Here is an 18,025-nt window from a genome sequence, read left to right as displayed (position 1 = left end):
GCCCCGGGTGCCTCGCCTTCGTACATCGCCGAGTACGCCTGGGCGTCAACCATCACGGCCTCGGTGTCTGCGTCACGTTCTGTGCCGAATCCGTCCGTGGCCTGGTCGCTGTCGGCGACCACGAGATCTGCGGCCGGATCGAATCGTTGCTCGTGTCGGTTCGGTCGCGGCTGAGGCAGTTCCGCCGCGTAAGGGCTCGGCACCTGTTCTTGCGGAACGGACTTCGTGCCGGAAGTGACTTCGGACAAGGCATTTGGCCGCTCCGATTCCGCGAGCGTTGCGACCCCTCCGTGGCTGAACGCCTGAACCGGAACGGGTACCTCCGCCGGGGTGTGGATCGGATACGGCGCAAAGATCGGCGCTACAGCCGGAACCTGAACCGGGGCAGATACCGCGCGCGCCGATGGCGTCATCGACGACTCCGCGATCAGCGCAGCGCCTTGCGCAGTCACGAGTTCCGGCTGCTCGGGCGCGATGAGGGGGCACTCCAGCCACGCGGCGAGGGTCGCCCGCACGATCGGAATGCGTGCACCGCCACCGATCAGGAGAATCGCGTCGGGGTTACGGCCGGACGTTGCGATGACCTCTCGTATCTCGCGTGCGAAGGCCTCCACCGACGTGATGACCAACGAATCGAAAACTTCCCGCGACAGCAGGAGAAGCCCGCCGGGGCCGGGCAGGCACACCGCACTTCGTGAGGACAGCTGTTCCTTCGCGAGTCGGCATCGCGCCTGCAGTTCGGCATCGCCGCCCGGGTCGGCCGGCGTAGCTATACGGCGACGCACGGTCTGATCCGAGTAGACGAGCTCGTCGAAGTGATCTCCACTGACCCGCGTCGACCGGGCGGTGACGACGGTAGACCGCATCTGCCTGTCCACAATGCTGATCGTCGATCCAGAACTACCGATGTCGACGACGACGAGTGTGCTCTGGTCGGTCAACGCACCGGACTCCTCGAGCATTCGAAGCGTCGCGACTACTTCGGGAACCAGCTCGAAGTTGTCGATGCCTTTCTGTTCGAACGCTGTTTGGAGTGCTCCGGCCTGCGCTTGATCCCGGTAAGCGACGACCGTATTGCTGCCGAGGTCGGCATTCTCGGTCAAGGCCACGCCGGTTGCCTCCGCTGCGACTTCCTCGGGAATCTCGCGGCCTCGATCGACCGCTCTGGATCGGAACACCGGACCACTGTGGTCGGGCGTCCCCGGGCGCGCCAAACGCACAGCGCTGGCTCCCACCGTCACACCCAAAACCAAGTTCATGATCCACCTTCGTCGACCGTCGACGGGTTCCGTCACCAGACCCCGTCATTCCCCGGCCGGAAGTCTACCCACTGGGCATGGTCTGCGAGGTTCGCGCATCTCACCTAAGGCCTTCTCGCAGCTATTTTTTCGCTACCTGGACGTTCGACCTACCGCCCCAATCCGCGATAGTTCCAACCGGCGGCGCGCCACAGGTCCGGATCGAGGCAATTTCTGGCGTCAACGATCACCCGCCGCCGAACGAGTGGTTCCAAATTGGCGGGCACGAGTGAGGCGAACTCGTCCCATTCAGTGGCGATCAAGACCACATCAGCATTCCTGCAAGCTTCTGACGTGGAGGTTGCGTAGTGAAGGGTGGGAAACAGTCGGCGAGAATTATCCATGGCCTTCGGATCGAAAACGGTGACCGCCGCCCCGTGCAACTGCATCATTCCTGCAACGTTGAGCGCAGGCGAATCGCGCACATCGTCGGATTCGGGCTTGAACGCAGCTCCCAGCACCGACACGTTAGCTCCCAGCAAACTGCCATCGCAGGCTGCCGTCACCAGTTCCACAGCTTTTGTCCGTCGTCGCATGTTGATGCTGTCGACCTCGCGGAGGAAGTACAGCGCCTGGTCGACACCCAACTCCCCGGCGCGTGCCATGAACGCCCGAATGTCCTTCGGCAGGCACCCACCGCCGAACCCCAAGCCCGCATTGAGGAACCGTCTACCGATCCGAGCGTCGTACCCGAGAGCGTCGGCCAACATCGTGACGTCGGCGCCGGTCGCCTCGCACACCTCCGCAATCGCATTGATGAAGGACACCTTGGTCGCGAGAAACGCGTTCGCAGATCCCTTGACCAACTCGGACGTCGCCAGATCGGTCACGAGGAACGGCACCCCCGCGCCCAGTATCTCGGCATACACCTCGCGAAGAACGCCTTCGGCGTTTCCCGGCCGGTCACGATCGATCCCCAGAACCAACCGGTCAGGGCTCAAGGTATCCGCGATCGCGTGTCCTTCACGCAGGAACTCCGGATTCCAGGCCACCTCTACCGAGCCACCCGCCGGCGCAGTCGCTCGGAGCCGCTCGCCGAGAGCCGCTGCCGTGCCTACCGGCACCGTCGACTTCCCGACTATCAGCGAAGGCTTTCGCAACAACGGCGCCAACATGTCGATCACCGAATGAACATGACTCAGATCTGCGGCGTACTCCCCCTTCTTCTGAGGCGTCCCCACACCGACGAAATGGATGTCCGCAAAATCCGCGGCATCGGAGTAGGAAGTCGTGAACTGCAGCCGACCCGACGCCAGATTCTTCTCCAGCATGTCGGTCAGACCCGGCTCGAAGAACGGGACCTCCCCACGAGACAACTTGTCGACCTTGGACTGGTCGATGTCGACTCCCAGCACGTCGTGGCCAAGTTCGGCCATACACACTGCGTGGGTCGCCCCCAGGTATCCCGTTCCGAACACGGTCATCTTCATGTGTTGTTGGTATGCGTCCGAACTTTCCGAAACGCGTACGCCAGGTGGGCGCGAAACCAACATCGGGCGTACGACGAGTGCGTCGCGTGTGCAACCTATGCTTCTGCCATGCACGTTCTCTTCGTTTGTACGGGAAACATCTGCCGATCACCCACGGGCGAACGCCTTGCACGTGCTTATGCCGCCGAAGCCGGGGTCACCGGATTCACCGCGTCGAGTGCCGGAACCCGGGCGATGGTCGGACACCCGATCGAGCCAACTGCTGCGAGGGTTCTCGCGGGGCTCGGCGGCGACCCCACGGAGTTTCAAGCCCGACGCATGACAGCAGCGCTGGCGTCGGACGCCGACCTCATTCTCACGATGACCGAAAGTCAGCGAGACAAAGTCCTGGCGATGGCTCCGGCGCGGCTCAAGCGCACGTTCACACTTCGAGAAGCCGCACGGTTGGGCTCGCTCGCAGATGCAGGAACTGTCGAGGACCTCGCCGCCGCCAGACCCCGATTTCGTGCCACCGAACCCGAGGACGTCATGGATCCGATGGGTAAGGAAGAGAACGTGTTTCACGAGATCGGACTTGAGATCGCCGATCTCCTCGGCCCGCTGCTCAGCCGACTTCGCTTCGGTGAGCGTTGAGCGCGGGCACCGCGGTCAACTGCGGTAGCGACTTGTCCGACTCGTAGTAGTAGCTGTACTCGTACGCATTGCGTCCGCGAGACGGCGTCATCGTGATGACAGTGCCCAGGACGTGCGCACCCACACTCTGTAGGTTTCCGACCGCGCGCGCCAGTTGATCGCACTTCGTGGAGCCGTGTCGGGCGATCACCAGGGCACCGTCCGACATCGCGGCCAGGACCGCGGCATCCGTGACGGGTAGCAACGGCGAGGCGTCGATGATGACGTAGTCGTATCGCGCCCGCAGTTCCTCGAGAACATGTTTGGCCGTGTCCGTGCCGAGTAGTTCGCTCGGGTTCGGCGGGATCGGTCCGGAGGCGAGCACTGTCAGCCCGTCGAACTCGGTCGGCTGAAGCACATCGTCCAGCGTCGCTTGACCGGAGAGCACCGAACTGACGCCGACACTTCCGAGCAATCCCAAATACTTCGATACTCGCGGCTTCCGGAGGTCGCCCTCCATCAGGCACACTGATTTGCCGGCCTCCGCCAAGACGAGAGCGATGTTCACGGCCGTGGTCGTCTTACCTTCGGAGGGAAGCGAACTCGTGACGACGATGACACGCGGTGGATGGTCCACCTCGAGGAACTGAAGGTTGGTGCGCAACTCACGGAAGGCTTCGGCACTCACGGAACTTCCGTCACTGAAAGCGATCGCGTGATTGACTTCGACGTCCTTGTCGAACGGGATCGTGCCCACCATCGCCGAACCCGCGATCTCTTCTACAGTTCGACGATCTTTCACCGTGTTGTCGAGTCGATCACGAATCAACGCAAGCGCGATCCCCACAACCAGTCCCGCCACTGCGCCGAGCGCGAGGTTGCGCGAAGTCTTGGGTGACACCGGAACAGTCGGCTGTTGAGCCTGCTGTTCGACGACCACACGTGCAGGCGGTGTTCCGCCGTTCTCGGGTGTCTCCAGTTCCTTTGCCAATGCCACGAATTCGGATGAGAGAGTGTTTGCGATCTCGCGTGCGAGTTCCGGTGACGCGTCCTTGACTGCGAGGTCGATCAACACAGTGTCGGGCGCCGACGTCGCAGTGACCTTGGAGGCCAACTCGTCAGCCGACATCCCGCCGACCACCCTCGGTCCCAGTTCGTCGATCGTCCGCTGTGCGAGTGTTCGGCCGGTCAGGAGTTTTGTATAGGACAGAACTCGCTGCTGTGAAAGTTGACTGCCCTGCAGTGCCTCGTTGACCGAGGTACCCGCCGACGTCGAAACGAACAGCCTCGTCGAGGCCTGGTAAACGGGCGTCGAAAGAAGAGAAGCGCAAAGGGCTCCCAGGATTCCGAGCACGGTTACAGCAGCGACTATTCGCCATCTGGCTTGCACTATCTTCAGGTAGTCGACAATTTCCATCTTGATGTCTCCTTCGGCTCACGCATGTCCACTGCGGGTCTGAGCGGTCTTTGCCGGTCGGACCGCGAGGGCGAACCGGGCTTTCTCATTTCGATATAGATCAGCTGCGACGGACGAGACGTCCTGTGCTCACGGGCGTCCCAGTCCGCGGTAGTTCCAACCTGCGCCTCGCCACTCGTCGGGGGAAAGGCAATTGCGCCCGTCGACGATCACTTTCTTGCGAACCACCGAATCGAGATCGGACGGCTGCAACTTCAAGAATTCGGGCCACTCGGTCAATACCAGGACGACATCGGCACCTTCGCAGGCCTCCAATGCATTTGCCGAGTAGGTCAGCGTCGGGAACAGCGCGCGCGAATTGTCCATGGCCTTTGGGTCGTACACGTTCACTGCAGCACCTTGGAGCTGAATCTGACCCGCGACGTTGAGCGCCGGCGAATCACGAACGTCGTCCGAGTCCGGTTTGAACGCGGCACCCAGAACTGCGACTCTCGCACCGAGAAGCGATCCGCATGCCTCCCGCGCCAGTTCGACCATGCGTGTACGTCGGCGCATATTGATATTGTCGACTTCGCGCAGGAACGTCAGTGCTTGGTCGGCACCGAGTTCACCGGCGCGAGCCATGAAGGCCCGGATGTCCTTCGGCAAACACCCTCCGCCGAAACCAATTCCCGCGTTGAGGAATCGACGTCCGATCCGAACGTCGTGCCCGATCGCGTCGGCGAGCACTGTGACGTCGGCGCCCGCAGCCTCGCACACTTCGGAGATGGCGTTGATGAACGAGATCTTGGTGGCCAGGAAAGCGTTCGCTGACGCTTTCACCAACTCCGCCGTCGCAAGGTCCGTGACGAGAAACGGAATCTCCGAATCGATGAGCTCTGCATAGACTTCGCGCGCAACAGATTCCGCTCGACCGCGGACATTTCGATCGACTCCGAGCACAAGTCGGTCCGGGTGCAACGTGTCCTGGACGGCAAATCCTTCACGCAGAAACTCGGGATTCCACGCGACTTCGACGCCGTCACCGATCGGTGCCAGTTCGCGCGCGCGCTTACCGAGCCGTTCCGCGGTGCCCACCGGTACCGTGGACTTGCCGAAGATGACCGAGGGCTTGGTGAGCAGCGGCGCCAAAGTCTCGATCACGGCATCCACGTAGACCATGTCCGCGGCGAACTCACCCTTTTTCTGCGGCGTACCGACCCCGAGGAAGAACACGTCCGCAAATTCTGCGGCTTCCTCGTACGACGACGTGAACTTCAGTCGCCCTCGATCGATGTTGTTTCGTAGGACCTCGCCCAACCCTGGCTCGTAGAACGGAACTTCACCTGCTGCCAGTTTCTCCAGCTTTGCCGCATCGACATCCACTCCGAGGACCTCGTGACCGAGTTCGGCCATACAGGCCGCGTGTGTCGCGCCCAGGTATCCCGTGCCGAATACTGCTATGCGAGTGCTCATGTTGCTCGATCTGCTTTCTCGAGAGTGTGCGAAGTGTGTTGATGGGAAAAGCGATTCAGGTACGTACGGCACCGATGTTGTCGCGGTACCACGAGATCGTCGACGCGATTCCTTCGCGCAATCCGATTGTCGGCCGCCATCCGAGTTCTCGAATCATGCTCACGTCCAGCAGTTTCTGCATCGTTCCGTCCGGCTTCGAGGTGTCCCACCGCGTCTCTCCGGTGTATCCGACCTCCGTGGCGACTATCGAAGCGATCTCACGAATTGTGTGGTCCTCGCCGGTTCCGACGTTGACATGCGATGCACCGTCGTAGTTGTCGAGCAGATGCAGACACGCCGACGCCAAGTCGTCGACATGCAGGAATTCACGTCGCGGATTGCCACTCCCCCAGTTGACAACCGACTGGACTGCCGACGACTGCGCCTCGTCGTAACGCCGAACGAGTGCGGGAAGTACGTGCGATCCGTGCGGCGAAAAATTGTCTCCCGGGCCGTACAGGTTGGTGGGCATAGCTGAGATCCAGGGGCGACCATACTGCCGCCTGGCAGCTTGAACATGGAGTATTCCCGCGATCTTTGCTATTGCATAGGCGTCGTTGGTCGGCTCGAGATGCCCGGTGAGCAGGTATTCCTCCTTGATCGGTTGCGGTGCCAATTTCGGGTAGATGCAAGATGATCCGAGGAACAGGAGACGCTCGACGCCGTGTGCGAGGGCAGCGTCGAGCACGTTCACCTGGATGCGCAGATTCTCCGACAGGAAGTCGACGAGGAAAGTGCTGTTCGCCGCAATCCCACCAACTTTTGCTGCTGCGAGGATCACGTTGGTCGGCTTTTCGCGGGCGAAGAAATCGAAAGCAGCTTCCCGGTCACGTAGATCGAGTTCGGCCGAGGTCTTTCCGAGCAACCTGGTGAAGCCCGCAGATTCCAGGTGTCGCCACACCGAAGAGCCGACCAGACCTCGGTGGCCGGCCACGTAGAACGGTGCGCCTCGATCGAGTGGTCGCGCTGCGAATGAATCACTCATCGCGTCGCCGACCAGTCGGGAAGTGCCGGAGTGTCGATCCACGGCCGCCCTTCGTGTTCGAGCGCTTCGATGTCTGCCTCGACCATGATCCGGGCCAGTTCGGGTGTGTGCACGCCGGCCTTCCAACCGAGTTTGCGCTCGGCATGACTCGGATCCCCGATCAGTGCGTCCACCTCGGTCGGCCGAAGATACCGTTCGTCGAATCGAACGTGGTTTTCCCAGTTCAGACCTGCATGTTCGAACGCGACGGTCAGGAAGTCGCGCACCGAGTAGTTGCCACCGGTGGCGAGCACAAAATCCTCAGGCTCGTCGACCTGCAGCATGCGCCACATTCCCTCCACGTACTCCGGCGCATATCCCCAGTCGCGAATCGCATCGAGATTGCCCATGTACAGATGATCCTCGATACCTGCCTGGATGCGTGCGACCGCGCGCGTGATCTTCCGCGTCACGAATGTCTCACCACGCCTAGGGGACTCGTGATTGAACAGAATTCCGTTCACAGCGAAGATCCCGTATGCCTCACGATAGTTCTTGGTGATCCAGTACGAGTACACCTTCGCCGCACCGTAGGGCGAACGTGGGTAGAACGGTGTCTCCTCGTTCTGCGGTGGCGGTGTGGCACCGAACATCTCGGAACTCGACGCCTGGTAGAACCGGCAGTCGAGTCCGGCCATCCGAACCGCTTCGAGTAGTCGGATCGACCCGACGCCAGTGGTGTTCCCGGTGTGTTCGGGTTCGTCGAAGCTGACCCTGACGTGAGACTGCGCAGCGAGGTTGTACACCTCGTCCGGATTGATCTGCGCGAGTAGTGTCACCAGGCGCGCTCCGTCACTGAGGTCACCGTAGTGAAGAAAAAGTCGGGCATCCGCATCGTGCGGGTCAACGTAGATGTGGTTTATCCTCGAAGTGTTGAACGTCGAGGATCGACGGATCAGTCCGTGAACCTCGTAGCCTTTGGAGAGCAGCAACTCGGCAAGGTAAGAGCCGTCCTGCCCCGTGATTCCGGTAATCAGTGCGCGTTTCATCCTGCGTTCCTTCCGTTGCGGGACAGCCCGCCTGATAGTTGCGAAACCACGGTTGTGGTCCGTAGTCCTCCGAATCGCTCGGCAGTCTTGATCTCGCTCATGCGCGTCCCCCCAAACGGCCGAAGACTTTTCGTATGTCACGTGATGCCAGCCGTACGAATGTCGAGTTACCGAACAGGTAGCGCCGCCACAGACGTTTGGGTTCGGATACAAGTCGATACAACCACTCGAAACCCGAGTTCTGGACGAAAGATGGCGCCTCCGAAACAGTTCCGGCCAAGAAGTCGAAGGCCGCGCCGACACCGACGGCCACGTAGTCGGTTCGATCCGCTATCGCCTTCGTGACAAAGTCCTGCTTCGGCGCACCCAGACCGACCCACACGATGTCCGGTGACGTCGGATCGACCTTCGTGATGATGTCGTCGACGAACTCCTCGCTGAACGCGGCAAACGGCGGGGCATATGTGCCGGCCACCTTGATTCCCGGGTATAACTCCTCGACTCGATCCGTCAAGAGATTCAACGTCTCTTCTGTCGTGCCGACAAAATGGTGACGAAGGCTGTAGCGGCGTCCCTTGTCCAGGGTGGCCTCGAAGAACGACGGACCCCGGACTGGTCGAACACCGACGTGATCGGCGGTGCCGCCGATCAGGCGCATCACCCAGCTGACCGGGGTTCCGTCTGCGAAGTTCACACCGGGACCCTTCAAAACCGCGGAGTAGTCGCGATCACTGTGCGCCGCCGACACGCAGTAGGAATTCGACAACCTCACGGAGACTCCGGTTCCGGCTCCCTCTCGTCTGTCGTTGACTACCCAATCGGTAGCTCCCTCGAGATTGGTCGCGGCAAACGGAATGCCACCCACCTCGATGACCTCGAACGGACTGCTCATCTGTCTCACCACTTCTTCGAGTTCGTTTGTCGACGTTCATTGCACTGGCCGTAGCTGCGTGACAAGACTGATGTCAACCGAGATCGAGTCCAATCACGCTGCGGTTCAAAGAGAGAAAGCTCTGTCTCGACAATCGATCGAGCGATACGAGAGGAGAGAGTCGACGCCGGAGCAACCTGGATCGTCACGGCGTTCCTACCTGCCAGTGTCGGCACACCGCCGAGATCCAAACAGACCACCGGCAGGCCCACCGCAGCCGCTTCGGCCGCCACCCAGCCGCCCGAATCGTGCATGCTCGGGAAGAGCAGAGCGGAGGAGGCCCCCATCTCGCTTACCACTTCCGATCTGTCGCGCCATCCGCGAAGCGTGACCTGACCGCGCCGATACGGAAGCGACTTCTCGATCCGCCCGCGGGCGGGTCCCTCCCCGACAAAGGTCATGGACCAATCGGTGCCCAGCTGCTCGAGCGCATCCAGAATCAGGTCGATTCCTTTGTATTGCAACAGTCTTCCTACGAACAAGAGTCTTCGTTTCGGTCTGGGTACCGCTTGCTTCTCGATTCCGTCGTAGTCCAGAACACAATTGGGTTGGACGACGACATTGCGTGCCCGCGGTGCGCCTCGTCCGCTGTCGGAGTTCATCGCGATGAAAGTGTCGACTCGTCCGGACATGAAGATGTGTGTCAGTGACCGAACGGCTTTCGTGGAGCAGGTCCGAACTGCCGTGGTTGCCAGGTACCGCATACCGATGCGCCTGGCGAGCGGCATCGGCGGGTAGGTGTTGCCCCCGGCAGGCCCCCATACCAGTCGTACTCCGCCGGCTCCACCGAACAGCACCGGTGGGGGCAACCAGTCGGAGGCGAACGTTGCATGATGCAGGACGTCGAAGTTTGCCGCTTCACGCCGAACGAACAGTGAAGTGTGCCAGAGCCATCGGAGGTATCGACCGTACGATCCGGCTTCTTCCGCGGGCAAAGTCGCTATTCGCACGACACGAACCTCGCAACCGAGCTGTTCACACTCTGATTCCAATGCGGGAGCCTCACCGGAGCGAGTCACCACCGTGATCGACTCACACAGTTCGGAAGCCGCCGAGAGAAGCGCCCAACCCGCACCGGATTCACTCCCCTGATTCGGATCGCAGGCGTATGCCGTCATCAACAACCGTGTCATCGCGCTACCACCAGCCTCTGTGCGCGCGGCGTCCGAGAATCGCTGCGGCTGAATCGCTCTGAGAACCAACCGATGTTGCGTGCACCGTTGTCGAGAACCACGCGCTTGATCCGTGGACTGATCAAGGCAACGGGGATCAACGTCGCCGACGCGAGTAGGAGCAGAGCGCGTTTGGCACTCTGAGCCGCCAACAGTGGCAGCTCGAGCTGTCCCTGACAGACCGCGAGGATTCGTCCGTTGTTGACATACCGGGCGAAGAGCCAGGAATCCCGACGCCGATCCTCGCCTACGGGTTCGTACGCAAGCGCCTCGTCGCACCACAACAACCGGACACCGCCGGCGCTCATCCTGAGCGTGAACTCGGTGTCCTCGCCGCCAGGTAGATCCCAGTCGTCACTGAAGTTCAAGCCGTTCAAAGCCTTCAGGTCCAACAACAGATTTCCAGCGCCTGCAGACGCAACCGGGGTGCCGGTCGAATGGCGAACGCGAGTGTGCAATGGAAGTTCCGAGGCAGGCAGACCCACCGGAATCACAGGACCGGCCACAGCACCTGCGTCGAAATCTGCTGCGCAGGTGAGGAGATTCGACAGCCAGTCGACATCGACGTACTCGTCGTCGTCGACGAAGACGATGTAACGACGATCTCGTGCACGGGCGAGATCGACGAGCGCACGTCGCGCCGGAGATACCCCGCCGAATCCGAGATGCAGTCGTTCGATCCCGTCGGCAACATACGTCGGCGTGGTGGATTCCGGATCGTTGTCGCCTACTACGACCTGGGCGGAGGCACCGGAAGCCTGGATCGATGCCCGGACGCTGTCGATGCAGACAGCCAGTTCCGATTCACGACGGAAGGTCAGAATCGCCACTACGACGCCGCTGGGATTCTTCATGAGAGATCAACTTTCGGTCGGGCGTCACGGTTCATCGAAACCAGAAGTGCGACGCTCGCGCTGACGCACGCCGACGCGGCCAATGCTCCTGCGACGGGTACGGCGCTGTCGGTCAGTCCCGCCCCGAGGACGATCAGAAACTGCAGAGGTAACAGCAAGGCGCGAAATCTGTTGAGGTTTCCCGTCTTGTCCACGACGCGGATCGACGTGCCGACTCCCAGCAGAATCCCGTTGAACGCCACCGCCAACCCGCACAGCAGAATGACCGGTATCAAGTTCGGAAAGTGCGACCCGACCAGATGATCCATCAATCGCACTCCCGAGAATCGAATCTCGAGCGTGAGACAGATCAGCGAAACGCAGATGATCGAAACCCAGAAGATCTGCAAGCCCACTCGGCGGCCGAGTGCCATGCACTCGCTCGGGCTCATCGCTTCGACACCACTGCCGAACTTACGCATCAGAATTGGCGAGATGCCCGCGAACATCAAGGACAGCGGACCGAGCAGTGTCTGGGCAGTTCTGATCTCACCGATCATCGAGATCGACGCCACCACAGTGAGTATCAAGAACATCGCCTGCTGCGCAGCTGATCCCATCAATATCTCGATCGCAAACGGCACGGATCTATATCGGTGAGTGCGCGAGTACCTGATCGACGGTACCGGCGGTACCAGACGCATGGATGCGTGACCGAGAGCGAGCGCGACGAAGACACCGACCGTATAGGTCACGAGTGCAAGTGTCAGATTCTCGACCAGGAAAGCTGCAATAAGGACGAACGAGAGTGTCACGATCTGTATCGACACAGAGATCCAACTCGCACCGTCGTGCATCAGCATCGTGCGTATCACGTCCAACACCACGAAACCAGCTGCAGCCAAGGCGTATACCGTGAGATTCATCGAGTCCGAGCCGGCGATCACGAACAGTGCCCACACCGATGTCACCGATACCGCCGCCAGCACGATCGTGGGCGCCAACGCCGGTCCACGCTCGTCGGACCCCGCCCCTCGCGACAGCCAGACGTCGACGCCGATCGCTCTCCCCAGTGCCAGTGCCAACAGACCCGCCGATTGAATCACGGCTACCTGGCCGACTTCGATCGGACCACCGAGTCGTGCCACCGAGGTGAGAACGACAAAAGTGAGGACGCTCGAAAGCCCTTGATCGGCCATGAATGTCACATGCCGAGTGCGATCGTTCACGATCTCACCTCGTCGATGAGCTCACGCATCGACGTCGCCGCTTTGCGCGATGTGAAGCGATTCGAGTAGTGACGATAAGCGGATCTGCGTATCGCCGATCGATCGTCCGCTCCGAAGATTCGATCGAGGGCCTCGCGTATCGACGACTCTTCCAAGGTATGGAGAGGCGTTCCGCCCGGTCCGACGATGTCCGCGAGTGCACCGTTGGTTGCGTAGATGACCGGGGTGCCAACCGACATCGATTCGATCGCAACGCGTCCGAACGGTTCTGCCCATTGAGACGGCACCACGGACGCCGCACTGTCGCGAAGTATCTCGATCACATCTTCGTGCGAAGTGAATCCGGCCAGCGTGACGTTGTCGAGAGCTGCGCTTATGCTGGAGATCTCGCCGTACTGCGGTCCGTCACCGAGAACTGTGAGCGAGGGACTTCCAGCGCCCTGCGGCCAGTTGCGCACCAAATCCAGGACGCCCTTCTCCGGTGTCAGTCGGCTGACGCACACAACCGAATCAGTGCTCCGAAACTCGGGTTCATTTTCTTCGAATCCGAAGTTCGGACGAACCACGACGCGGCCAGAACTGATCAGTCGTCCTTCGACCAGACGTGCTGTCATCGCGCTCGTTGCGACGAACCTGTGCTGCTTCCACCCAAAGACGCTCAGCTTGACCGCCGTAGCGCTCAGGTAGCAGACAAGGCTCTGCAGTCGGCTGTTTCCGTAGCATCCGTTGCGGACACAACTCGTGAAGTATTTGGTGGAACCGCATTCGGTGCACGTGCCATCTGCGCGCAACTTGGCTGACGGTGTGGCGAGGCGATAGTTCCGAACCGCCTGCAACGTAGGAATTGCGGCGGCTCTTGCGGCCACGAGCAACGACGCCGAGAACGCCGGCCAGAGATTGTTCACGTAGATGACGTCGGGGCGCTCCGAACGGATGATGCGCAACGCATCGACGAGTACGCGAGGACTGAACACTGCGGTGACTGCCGCCCACGGTCCCCGGGAGATCTTGGAATTCTCGGTGGTGCACTGAACCGTCTCGTATCCGATCGATTTCAGGAGCTTGGATTCGTTGGCGAAGCTCTGCTCCTCACCACCCGGATTCCGATAGATCGCATGGAACATCAAGGCTTTCGGCGGCGTGAATCCACCGGCGGACGTCGGGTTCACTTCAGGCTTCGAACGCGCTACATCGAACGACTTGTACATCTCAGTGACCTCCTCTTCGCTCCGGAGCGAACCTGTACGCGTCGTTCTTGTCGGCACGAACCCCACGGATCGACAACTCGGCGTTGCCCGCACTGTGAGAGCGGTGGGTCGAGGGTCCGTACGGCGCCAGGAAGACCCATGCGATCAGCCACATGGCGCCGAAGAAGAGCGTCGACTCCGTCAAGTCCATCGAGAAGACGAGAACCATGATCGCGACGACGGCGATGTACTCCGTTCTGCTGCGGGCTCGCCCGAGCGCCGTGCTCAGAAGCAGGTAATAGCCGGCCAACAGCAGCAGGAATCCGATCCAACCGATCTGCAGCCGAATGTCGAGCATTCCGTTGTGTGCGCTGGTCGCCGGAAAGGACAGCTTTGACCGAATCATCTGCCCCACTGCACTGTCCGGCGCCCACACCGAGCCGAAGCCCCATCCGAGCAGAGGCCGCTGTTCGGCGTAGTAGTCGGATACCGTCCAGAGATGTAACCGGCCGGTCAGCGTGACATCTCGCGAGAGTAGCGCCGCGACATCGGGTCCGAGCACCTTCATCGCGCCGGACACCCCGAGGTACAGGCCGATGATCACAGTCGAGGCGAGGTGAGCGTTCGGTGTCCGTCGAAAGCACCTCAGAGCAAGCATTGTCGCCAGCGCAATCCCCGCAGCGACGAGACCGGTCTGGCTCCGGGCCTCGAACAACACGATGCCGGCGACAGCCAGCGCCGCCACCCACGGAATACGCTTGACGTCGGGAAGCATGAGCATGACACCGACAAGTACAACTTCGATGGCAGCCATTCGTCCCAAAGTGTTCTTGTGCGTGAAGATTCCGCGATAAGCAACGGCGCGGGTGTCCACGTCGATGCCAGTCGAAGGATCGAGGAACACGACCATCAGCGACAGCACGAGAAGTACCAGCAAGGTGAGGGCAACAGTCCGCACTCGCACCGCGAAGGTCAACTCACGGGCGACGATGATTCCCGTGATCGCCAGGCACACGACGACGATGCCGGCGACGGCGGAGTTCCGGGGCAGTGTCGACCAGTACCAGCTGGTTGCCGGGACGCCGGCCGAGATCATAAGCGTGAAGACAGGCCACGTCGTATTGCGTGGGTATCGCCGGTCGAGGAAGTAGACCAACGCAAGTGTCGCCGAAAGAACGGCCGAACCGTGTACGAGCAACGATCCGAGCGCTGTCCTCTGCGTGTACGCCTGAAAGGCTCCGCTCGCGCCGATGACCGCGATCACCAATGCCGTTCGCAAGATCAGCGGATTGTTCGGTGCCTCATTTTCGCAAGGCGCCGGTACCGCCTTCTTGTCAGTAGGCGCCATCACTTCCCACCACCGCCTTGAGCGTCTTCGCGACGATCATGACGTCACCCATCATCGACCAGTTGTCGACGTAGGAAAGATCCAGGCGGACAGTGTCTTCCCACGAAAGATCAGAACGTCCGCTGACCTGCCACAGGCCGGTGACACCGGGCTTGACCAGTAGCCGACGACTGACCGCACCGTCGTACATCTCGACCTCGCGCCGAAGCGGTGGCCGCGGGCCTACAACGCTCATCTCACGCCGGAGGACATTGACGAACTGGGGCAACTCGTCGATCGAGTATCGGCGCATGAATCGACCGACCGTCGTCACACGCGGATCGTCTCGCATCTTGAAAAGCACTCCGGCGCCTTCGTTCTCCTTCATCAGCGCCGTGACCTGTGAATCCGCATTCTGGACCATCGAGCGGAACTTGAGCATGGGGAACGGCTGACCGTCCAACCCCATCCGCTCGGACTTGTACAGAACCGGCCCCTTGCTCGTGAGCTTGACGGCGATCGCAGCCGCCAGTAGCACCGGACTGATCACGGCGAGTACCACGGTTGAGAAGACGATGTCGAAGGTCGTCTTCGTGAACTTCTGCGCGCCGTGATAGCGCGGACGCTCGACATGGATCAGCGGAAATCCAGCGACCGGGCGCATCGAGAGCCTCGGCCCGGACACATCCAGAATCCCTGGTGCAACAACAAGGTCCACATGATCGCGCTCGAGATCCCAGGCCAACGTGCGCAGCCTTTCCGGTCCGAACCGCTCCGACGCCGTCACTGCCACCGTGTCGGCACCGACCTGTTCGATTGCGTTCGTGACACTGTGCTCGTCTCCGAGCACCGGAATGTCCCGACCGTTCACTGTGACAACTTCGCCCACGTCTCCTCCGTAGCCGGGTACGCAGACTCCGACAACTCGGTATCCATGGGCATCGTCGCGCTCGAGGTTGCGTGCAAGATCGACAACCGCCCCTCGCACACCGACCACAAGTACGGCAGTTCGAAATTCACCTCGGGCTCGCTCACGAGCAATCACCCGTCGCCAGATCCAACGACTCGCGATCAAGGCGGTCAATCCCATCGGAAACGCCACGGCAAGGTACAGGCGCGCGATCTCCAGGTGAAGGAGAAGGCTGGCGATCGCAATCAGTCCGAACAGGCGGAGCGTTCCGACAGCGATCAATCGGTACTCCTCAGGGCCGCTTCCGATCACGCGAGGAGATCTGGTCCGAAATACCCTCAGTACGGCAAACCAGCCGATAATCAGGGCGAAAGACAGTGCGGTGTAGCTGAAATGGCCGAATGCTTCACCGTCGACGACATCCGCGTCGCTACCGAATCGCCACCATTGAGCCAGAAACACAACTGCCGCAACGATGATCGTGTCGGTGATCGCCAGACGACGAAGATACGCAGATTGCCATTTCCTGCGTGCGGAAACTCCACCGGCCCTCTCCGGCGTTACTCGTCGGTGTTGTTGTGGCCGCTCTTTCGTGGGCGCGGCCATCTCGAGAACCGTCATATGTTCAGAAACCTTTCCCCATGCACAGAATTCGGCCTGAAGATGTTCACCGGCCGAGGTCCATCGGACCGCCTTGCCGATTCCCGAAACTTCGACAGCGAAGCAACTGCTCCGCATTGCTGCGTTCAGTGCGAATGGTCGCATTACGTGCGCCTTGCAGTTAACCCGGCGACTATTGTCAGGCCTCGGCCCAACTGTCGATTATTGCGGCATTGCCGCAGCTCACACCCCGTGATTGAAGCAGAGTCCACTAACAACCCAAACACAGGACGATCGGCGATTTCTCCTCGCCCGCTGACGTCGCCGGCCTCGATATTGCCAGGACTCACATCTTGGCAACTCTTCGGCTAGCTGGTCAGTACCAGTGAGGAGTTTGCCACATTCCGGACAGCGTGGCAATAGCGCTTTCCGAAGTTCTTCCCGACGCCAGCATTGACGTCAGTTATTCACCCTCCGACAAGAAGGAGTGAACATTGCTCACCATTACCATTGCGTACCTATAGTTTTCATCGCCTAGCCCATTTGGGCTCCGCGTTTGGACGAAAACCAGCACGCGGTTGGTAAACACTCTGCAATCCATACTTTGATGCGCTCAGCGTCGACTCAGCCCTGGACGATTGTTCGACACTTCGCCTCTGGGCGTCTTACCTACTCCTGGCCGGCATTGCGCGAACCTACGATCGGGCGACACCGAGAATTCAGACATGCAAAAGGAGGAGTGTGGACCGCCAGCGATCGCCTGTGAGGTCCTGAAATACTTGCAGCACAGCCCAATTAGGGAAATGCGAGTTGCGCAGCCGCTCGGCTGCAAAGCGGGGCGACCGCTACCGATGGCTATGGCTATGGCCATGGCAAACGTGTGTGGCCGTGTAGGGTCAACGGACGCTCGACACGCTCGTTCGCACCCAGTAGCGGAGCGTGTCTCTCGAACAACCGACATTGCGGGACAACTGATCAGCTGGGCGCACGCTCTCGAGTAAACCCCCGCACGCTTCGATTGCCTTACGCGAAACCGGGTTCCTTTCGTCGCAGGTAACCAGGACACGACTGAGCCCCACCGGGTCGCCGACATACGCGAGCACCTCACCCAGAGCAGTCGACGCTATCCCTTTCCGGCCCTCCGACCGACGGACCCCGTGGCCGATATGACCACCGACGTCGGCCAAGAACTCGTTCATGCTGAGTCGCAGCTGGCCGACAACCCCCGCACCCGCTGTCCAAATCCATCGAGGGATGCCAGATCGACATCTAGGCGTTGCGAAACTCTCGAGGCCGAATCGGGCTGGTCCGCCTGCGGTCCGCCACACTCGCTACGCGATTCCAACCAAGACGCCCACAAGGCCTCGTCGGTCGCAACCAGATCGACAGTCATAGAGGCACCGGTCAAGCAGGGACAGCTCAGACCGCAGCGTCACATCCCGCATGCCCGTGCCTACCCGATTACTGCGACGGCCGATGAACCTGCATTCCGGCAGTGCGCGTCGCAGACTCAGAGGACCCGACTGGAGATTGCGTCCGATTCACCACACAGAGAAGGGCCCCCGAGCATTG

General features: G+C 60.9%; 15 protein-coding genes. 1 reads left to right on the top strand and 14 read right to left on the bottom strand.

Features of this window, described 5'->3' with window-relative positions:
• Both RWT78_RS12845 and RWT78_RS12840 read right to left on the bottom strand, forming a co-directional pair.
• Positions 1–1,259, bottom strand: a 1,259-nt coding sequence (locus RWT78_RS12845; protein WP_314676007.1) for an Hsp70 family protein, incomplete at its 3' end; no start/stop codon positions are given.
• 149 nt (positions 1,260–1,408) lie between these two features.
• Positions 1,409–2,728 (bottom strand): UDP-glucose/GDP-mannose dehydrogenase family protein, encoded by a 1,320-nt coding sequence (locus RWT78_RS12840; RefSeq protein ID WP_230359586.1) that lies wholly within the window; start codon positions 2,726–2,728, stop codon positions 1,409–1,411.
• 108 nt (positions 2,729–2,836) lie between these two features.
• Between RWT78_RS12840 and RWT78_RS12835 the strand changes: the two genes are divergently transcribed.
• Complete coding sequence (locus tag RWT78_RS12835; protein WP_003943651.1) at positions 2,837–3,361, top strand: protein-tyrosine-phosphatase; 525 nt, start codon at positions 2,837–2,839, stop codon at positions 3,359–3,361.
• Here the strand turns inward: RWT78_RS12835 and RWT78_RS12830 are convergent.
• From RWT78_RS12830 to RWT78_RS12775, 12 genes are all read right to left on the bottom strand, one after another.
• Complete coding sequence (locus RWT78_RS12830; protein WP_314676006.1) at positions 3,333–4,757, bottom strand: polysaccharide biosynthesis tyrosine autokinase; 1,425 nt, start codon at positions 4,755–4,757, stop codon at positions 3,333–3,335. The genes RWT78_RS12835 and RWT78_RS12830 overlap by 29 nt on opposite strands.
• 129 nt (positions 4,758–4,886) lie before the next feature.
• Complete coding sequence (locus tag RWT78_RS12825) at positions 4,887–6,212, bottom strand: UDP-glucose/GDP-mannose dehydrogenase family protein (protein ID WP_314676004.1); 1,326 nt, start codon at positions 6,210–6,212, stop codon at positions 4,887–4,889.
• Positions 6,213–6,267: 55 nt separating this feature from the next.
• A complete protein-coding gene (locus tag RWT78_RS12820; protein WP_037131034.1) occupies positions 6,268–7,236 on the bottom strand; it encodes a GDP-L-fucose synthase in 969 nt (322 codons plus the stop codon).
• A complete protein-coding gene (gmd, locus tag RWT78_RS12815) occupies positions 7,233–8,264 on the bottom strand; it encodes a GDP-mannose 4,6-dehydratase (RefSeq protein ID WP_003943655.1) in 1,032 nt (343 codons plus the stop codon). The genes RWT78_RS12820 and gmd overlap by 4 nt, the downstream gene beginning before the upstream one ends.
• Positions 8,265–8,361: 97 nt before the next feature.
• Entirely contained in the window at positions 8,362–9,156 is a 795-nt protein-coding gene (locus tag RWT78_RS12810; RefSeq protein WP_054831299.1) for a WecB/TagA/CpsF family glycosyltransferase, read from the bottom strand.
• Between the two features lie 5 nt (positions 9,157–9,161).
• Entirely contained in the window at positions 9,162–10,328 is a 1,167-nt protein-coding gene (locus tag RWT78_RS12805) for a glycosyltransferase family 4 protein (protein WP_314676003.1), read from the bottom strand.
• Positions 10,325–11,221, bottom strand: a complete 897-nt coding sequence (locus RWT78_RS12800) for a glycosyltransferase (RefSeq protein WP_314676002.1) — start codon at positions 11,219–11,221, stop codon at positions 10,325–10,327. Before RWT78_RS12800 ends, RWT78_RS12805 begins: the two co-directional genes overlap by 4 nt.
• Complete coding sequence (locus RWT78_RS12795; RefSeq protein ID WP_054825805.1) at positions 11,218–12,429, bottom strand: hypothetical protein; 1,212 nt, start codon at positions 12,427–12,429, stop codon at positions 11,218–11,220. Before RWT78_RS12795 ends, RWT78_RS12800 begins: the two co-directional genes overlap by 4 nt.
• Positions 12,426–13,637: a glycosyltransferase family 4 protein gene (locus RWT78_RS12790; protein ID WP_054825804.1), complete on the bottom strand. Its 1,212-nt coding sequence runs from the start codon at positions 13,635–13,637 to the stop codon at positions 12,426–12,428. Before RWT78_RS12790 ends, RWT78_RS12795 begins: the two co-directional genes overlap by 4 nt.
• 1 nt (position 13,638) lies before the next feature.
• Positions 13,639–14,964 carry an O-antigen ligase family protein gene (locus RWT78_RS12785; RefSeq protein ID WP_314676001.1) on the bottom strand — a complete coding sequence of 442 codons (1,326 nt, stop codon included), beginning with the start codon at positions 14,962–14,964 and terminating at the stop codon, positions 13,639–13,641.
• Positions 14,951–16,474, bottom strand: coding sequence for a sugar transferase (locus RWT78_RS12780; protein ID WP_003943660.1), 1,524 nt, complete (start codon positions 16,472–16,474; stop codon positions 14,951–14,953). The genes RWT78_RS12785 and RWT78_RS12780 overlap by 14 nt, the downstream gene beginning before the upstream one ends.
• Positions 16,475–17,349: 875 nt before the next feature.
• Complete coding sequence (locus tag RWT78_RS12775; protein ID WP_232508989.1) at positions 17,350–17,652, bottom strand: GNAT family N-acetyltransferase; 303 nt, start codon at positions 17,650–17,652, stop codon at positions 17,350–17,352.
• Positions 17,653–18,025 lie beyond the last annotated feature (373 nt).

The sequence above is a fragment of the uncultured Rhodococcus sp. genome, from assembly GCF_963525155.1.
Classification (GTDB): Bacteria; Actinomycetota; Actinomycetes; order Mycobacteriales; family Mycobacteriaceae; genus Rhodococcus_F; species Rhodococcus_F qingshengii.
This window is presented reverse-complemented; position numbering and strand designations above follow the sequence as displayed.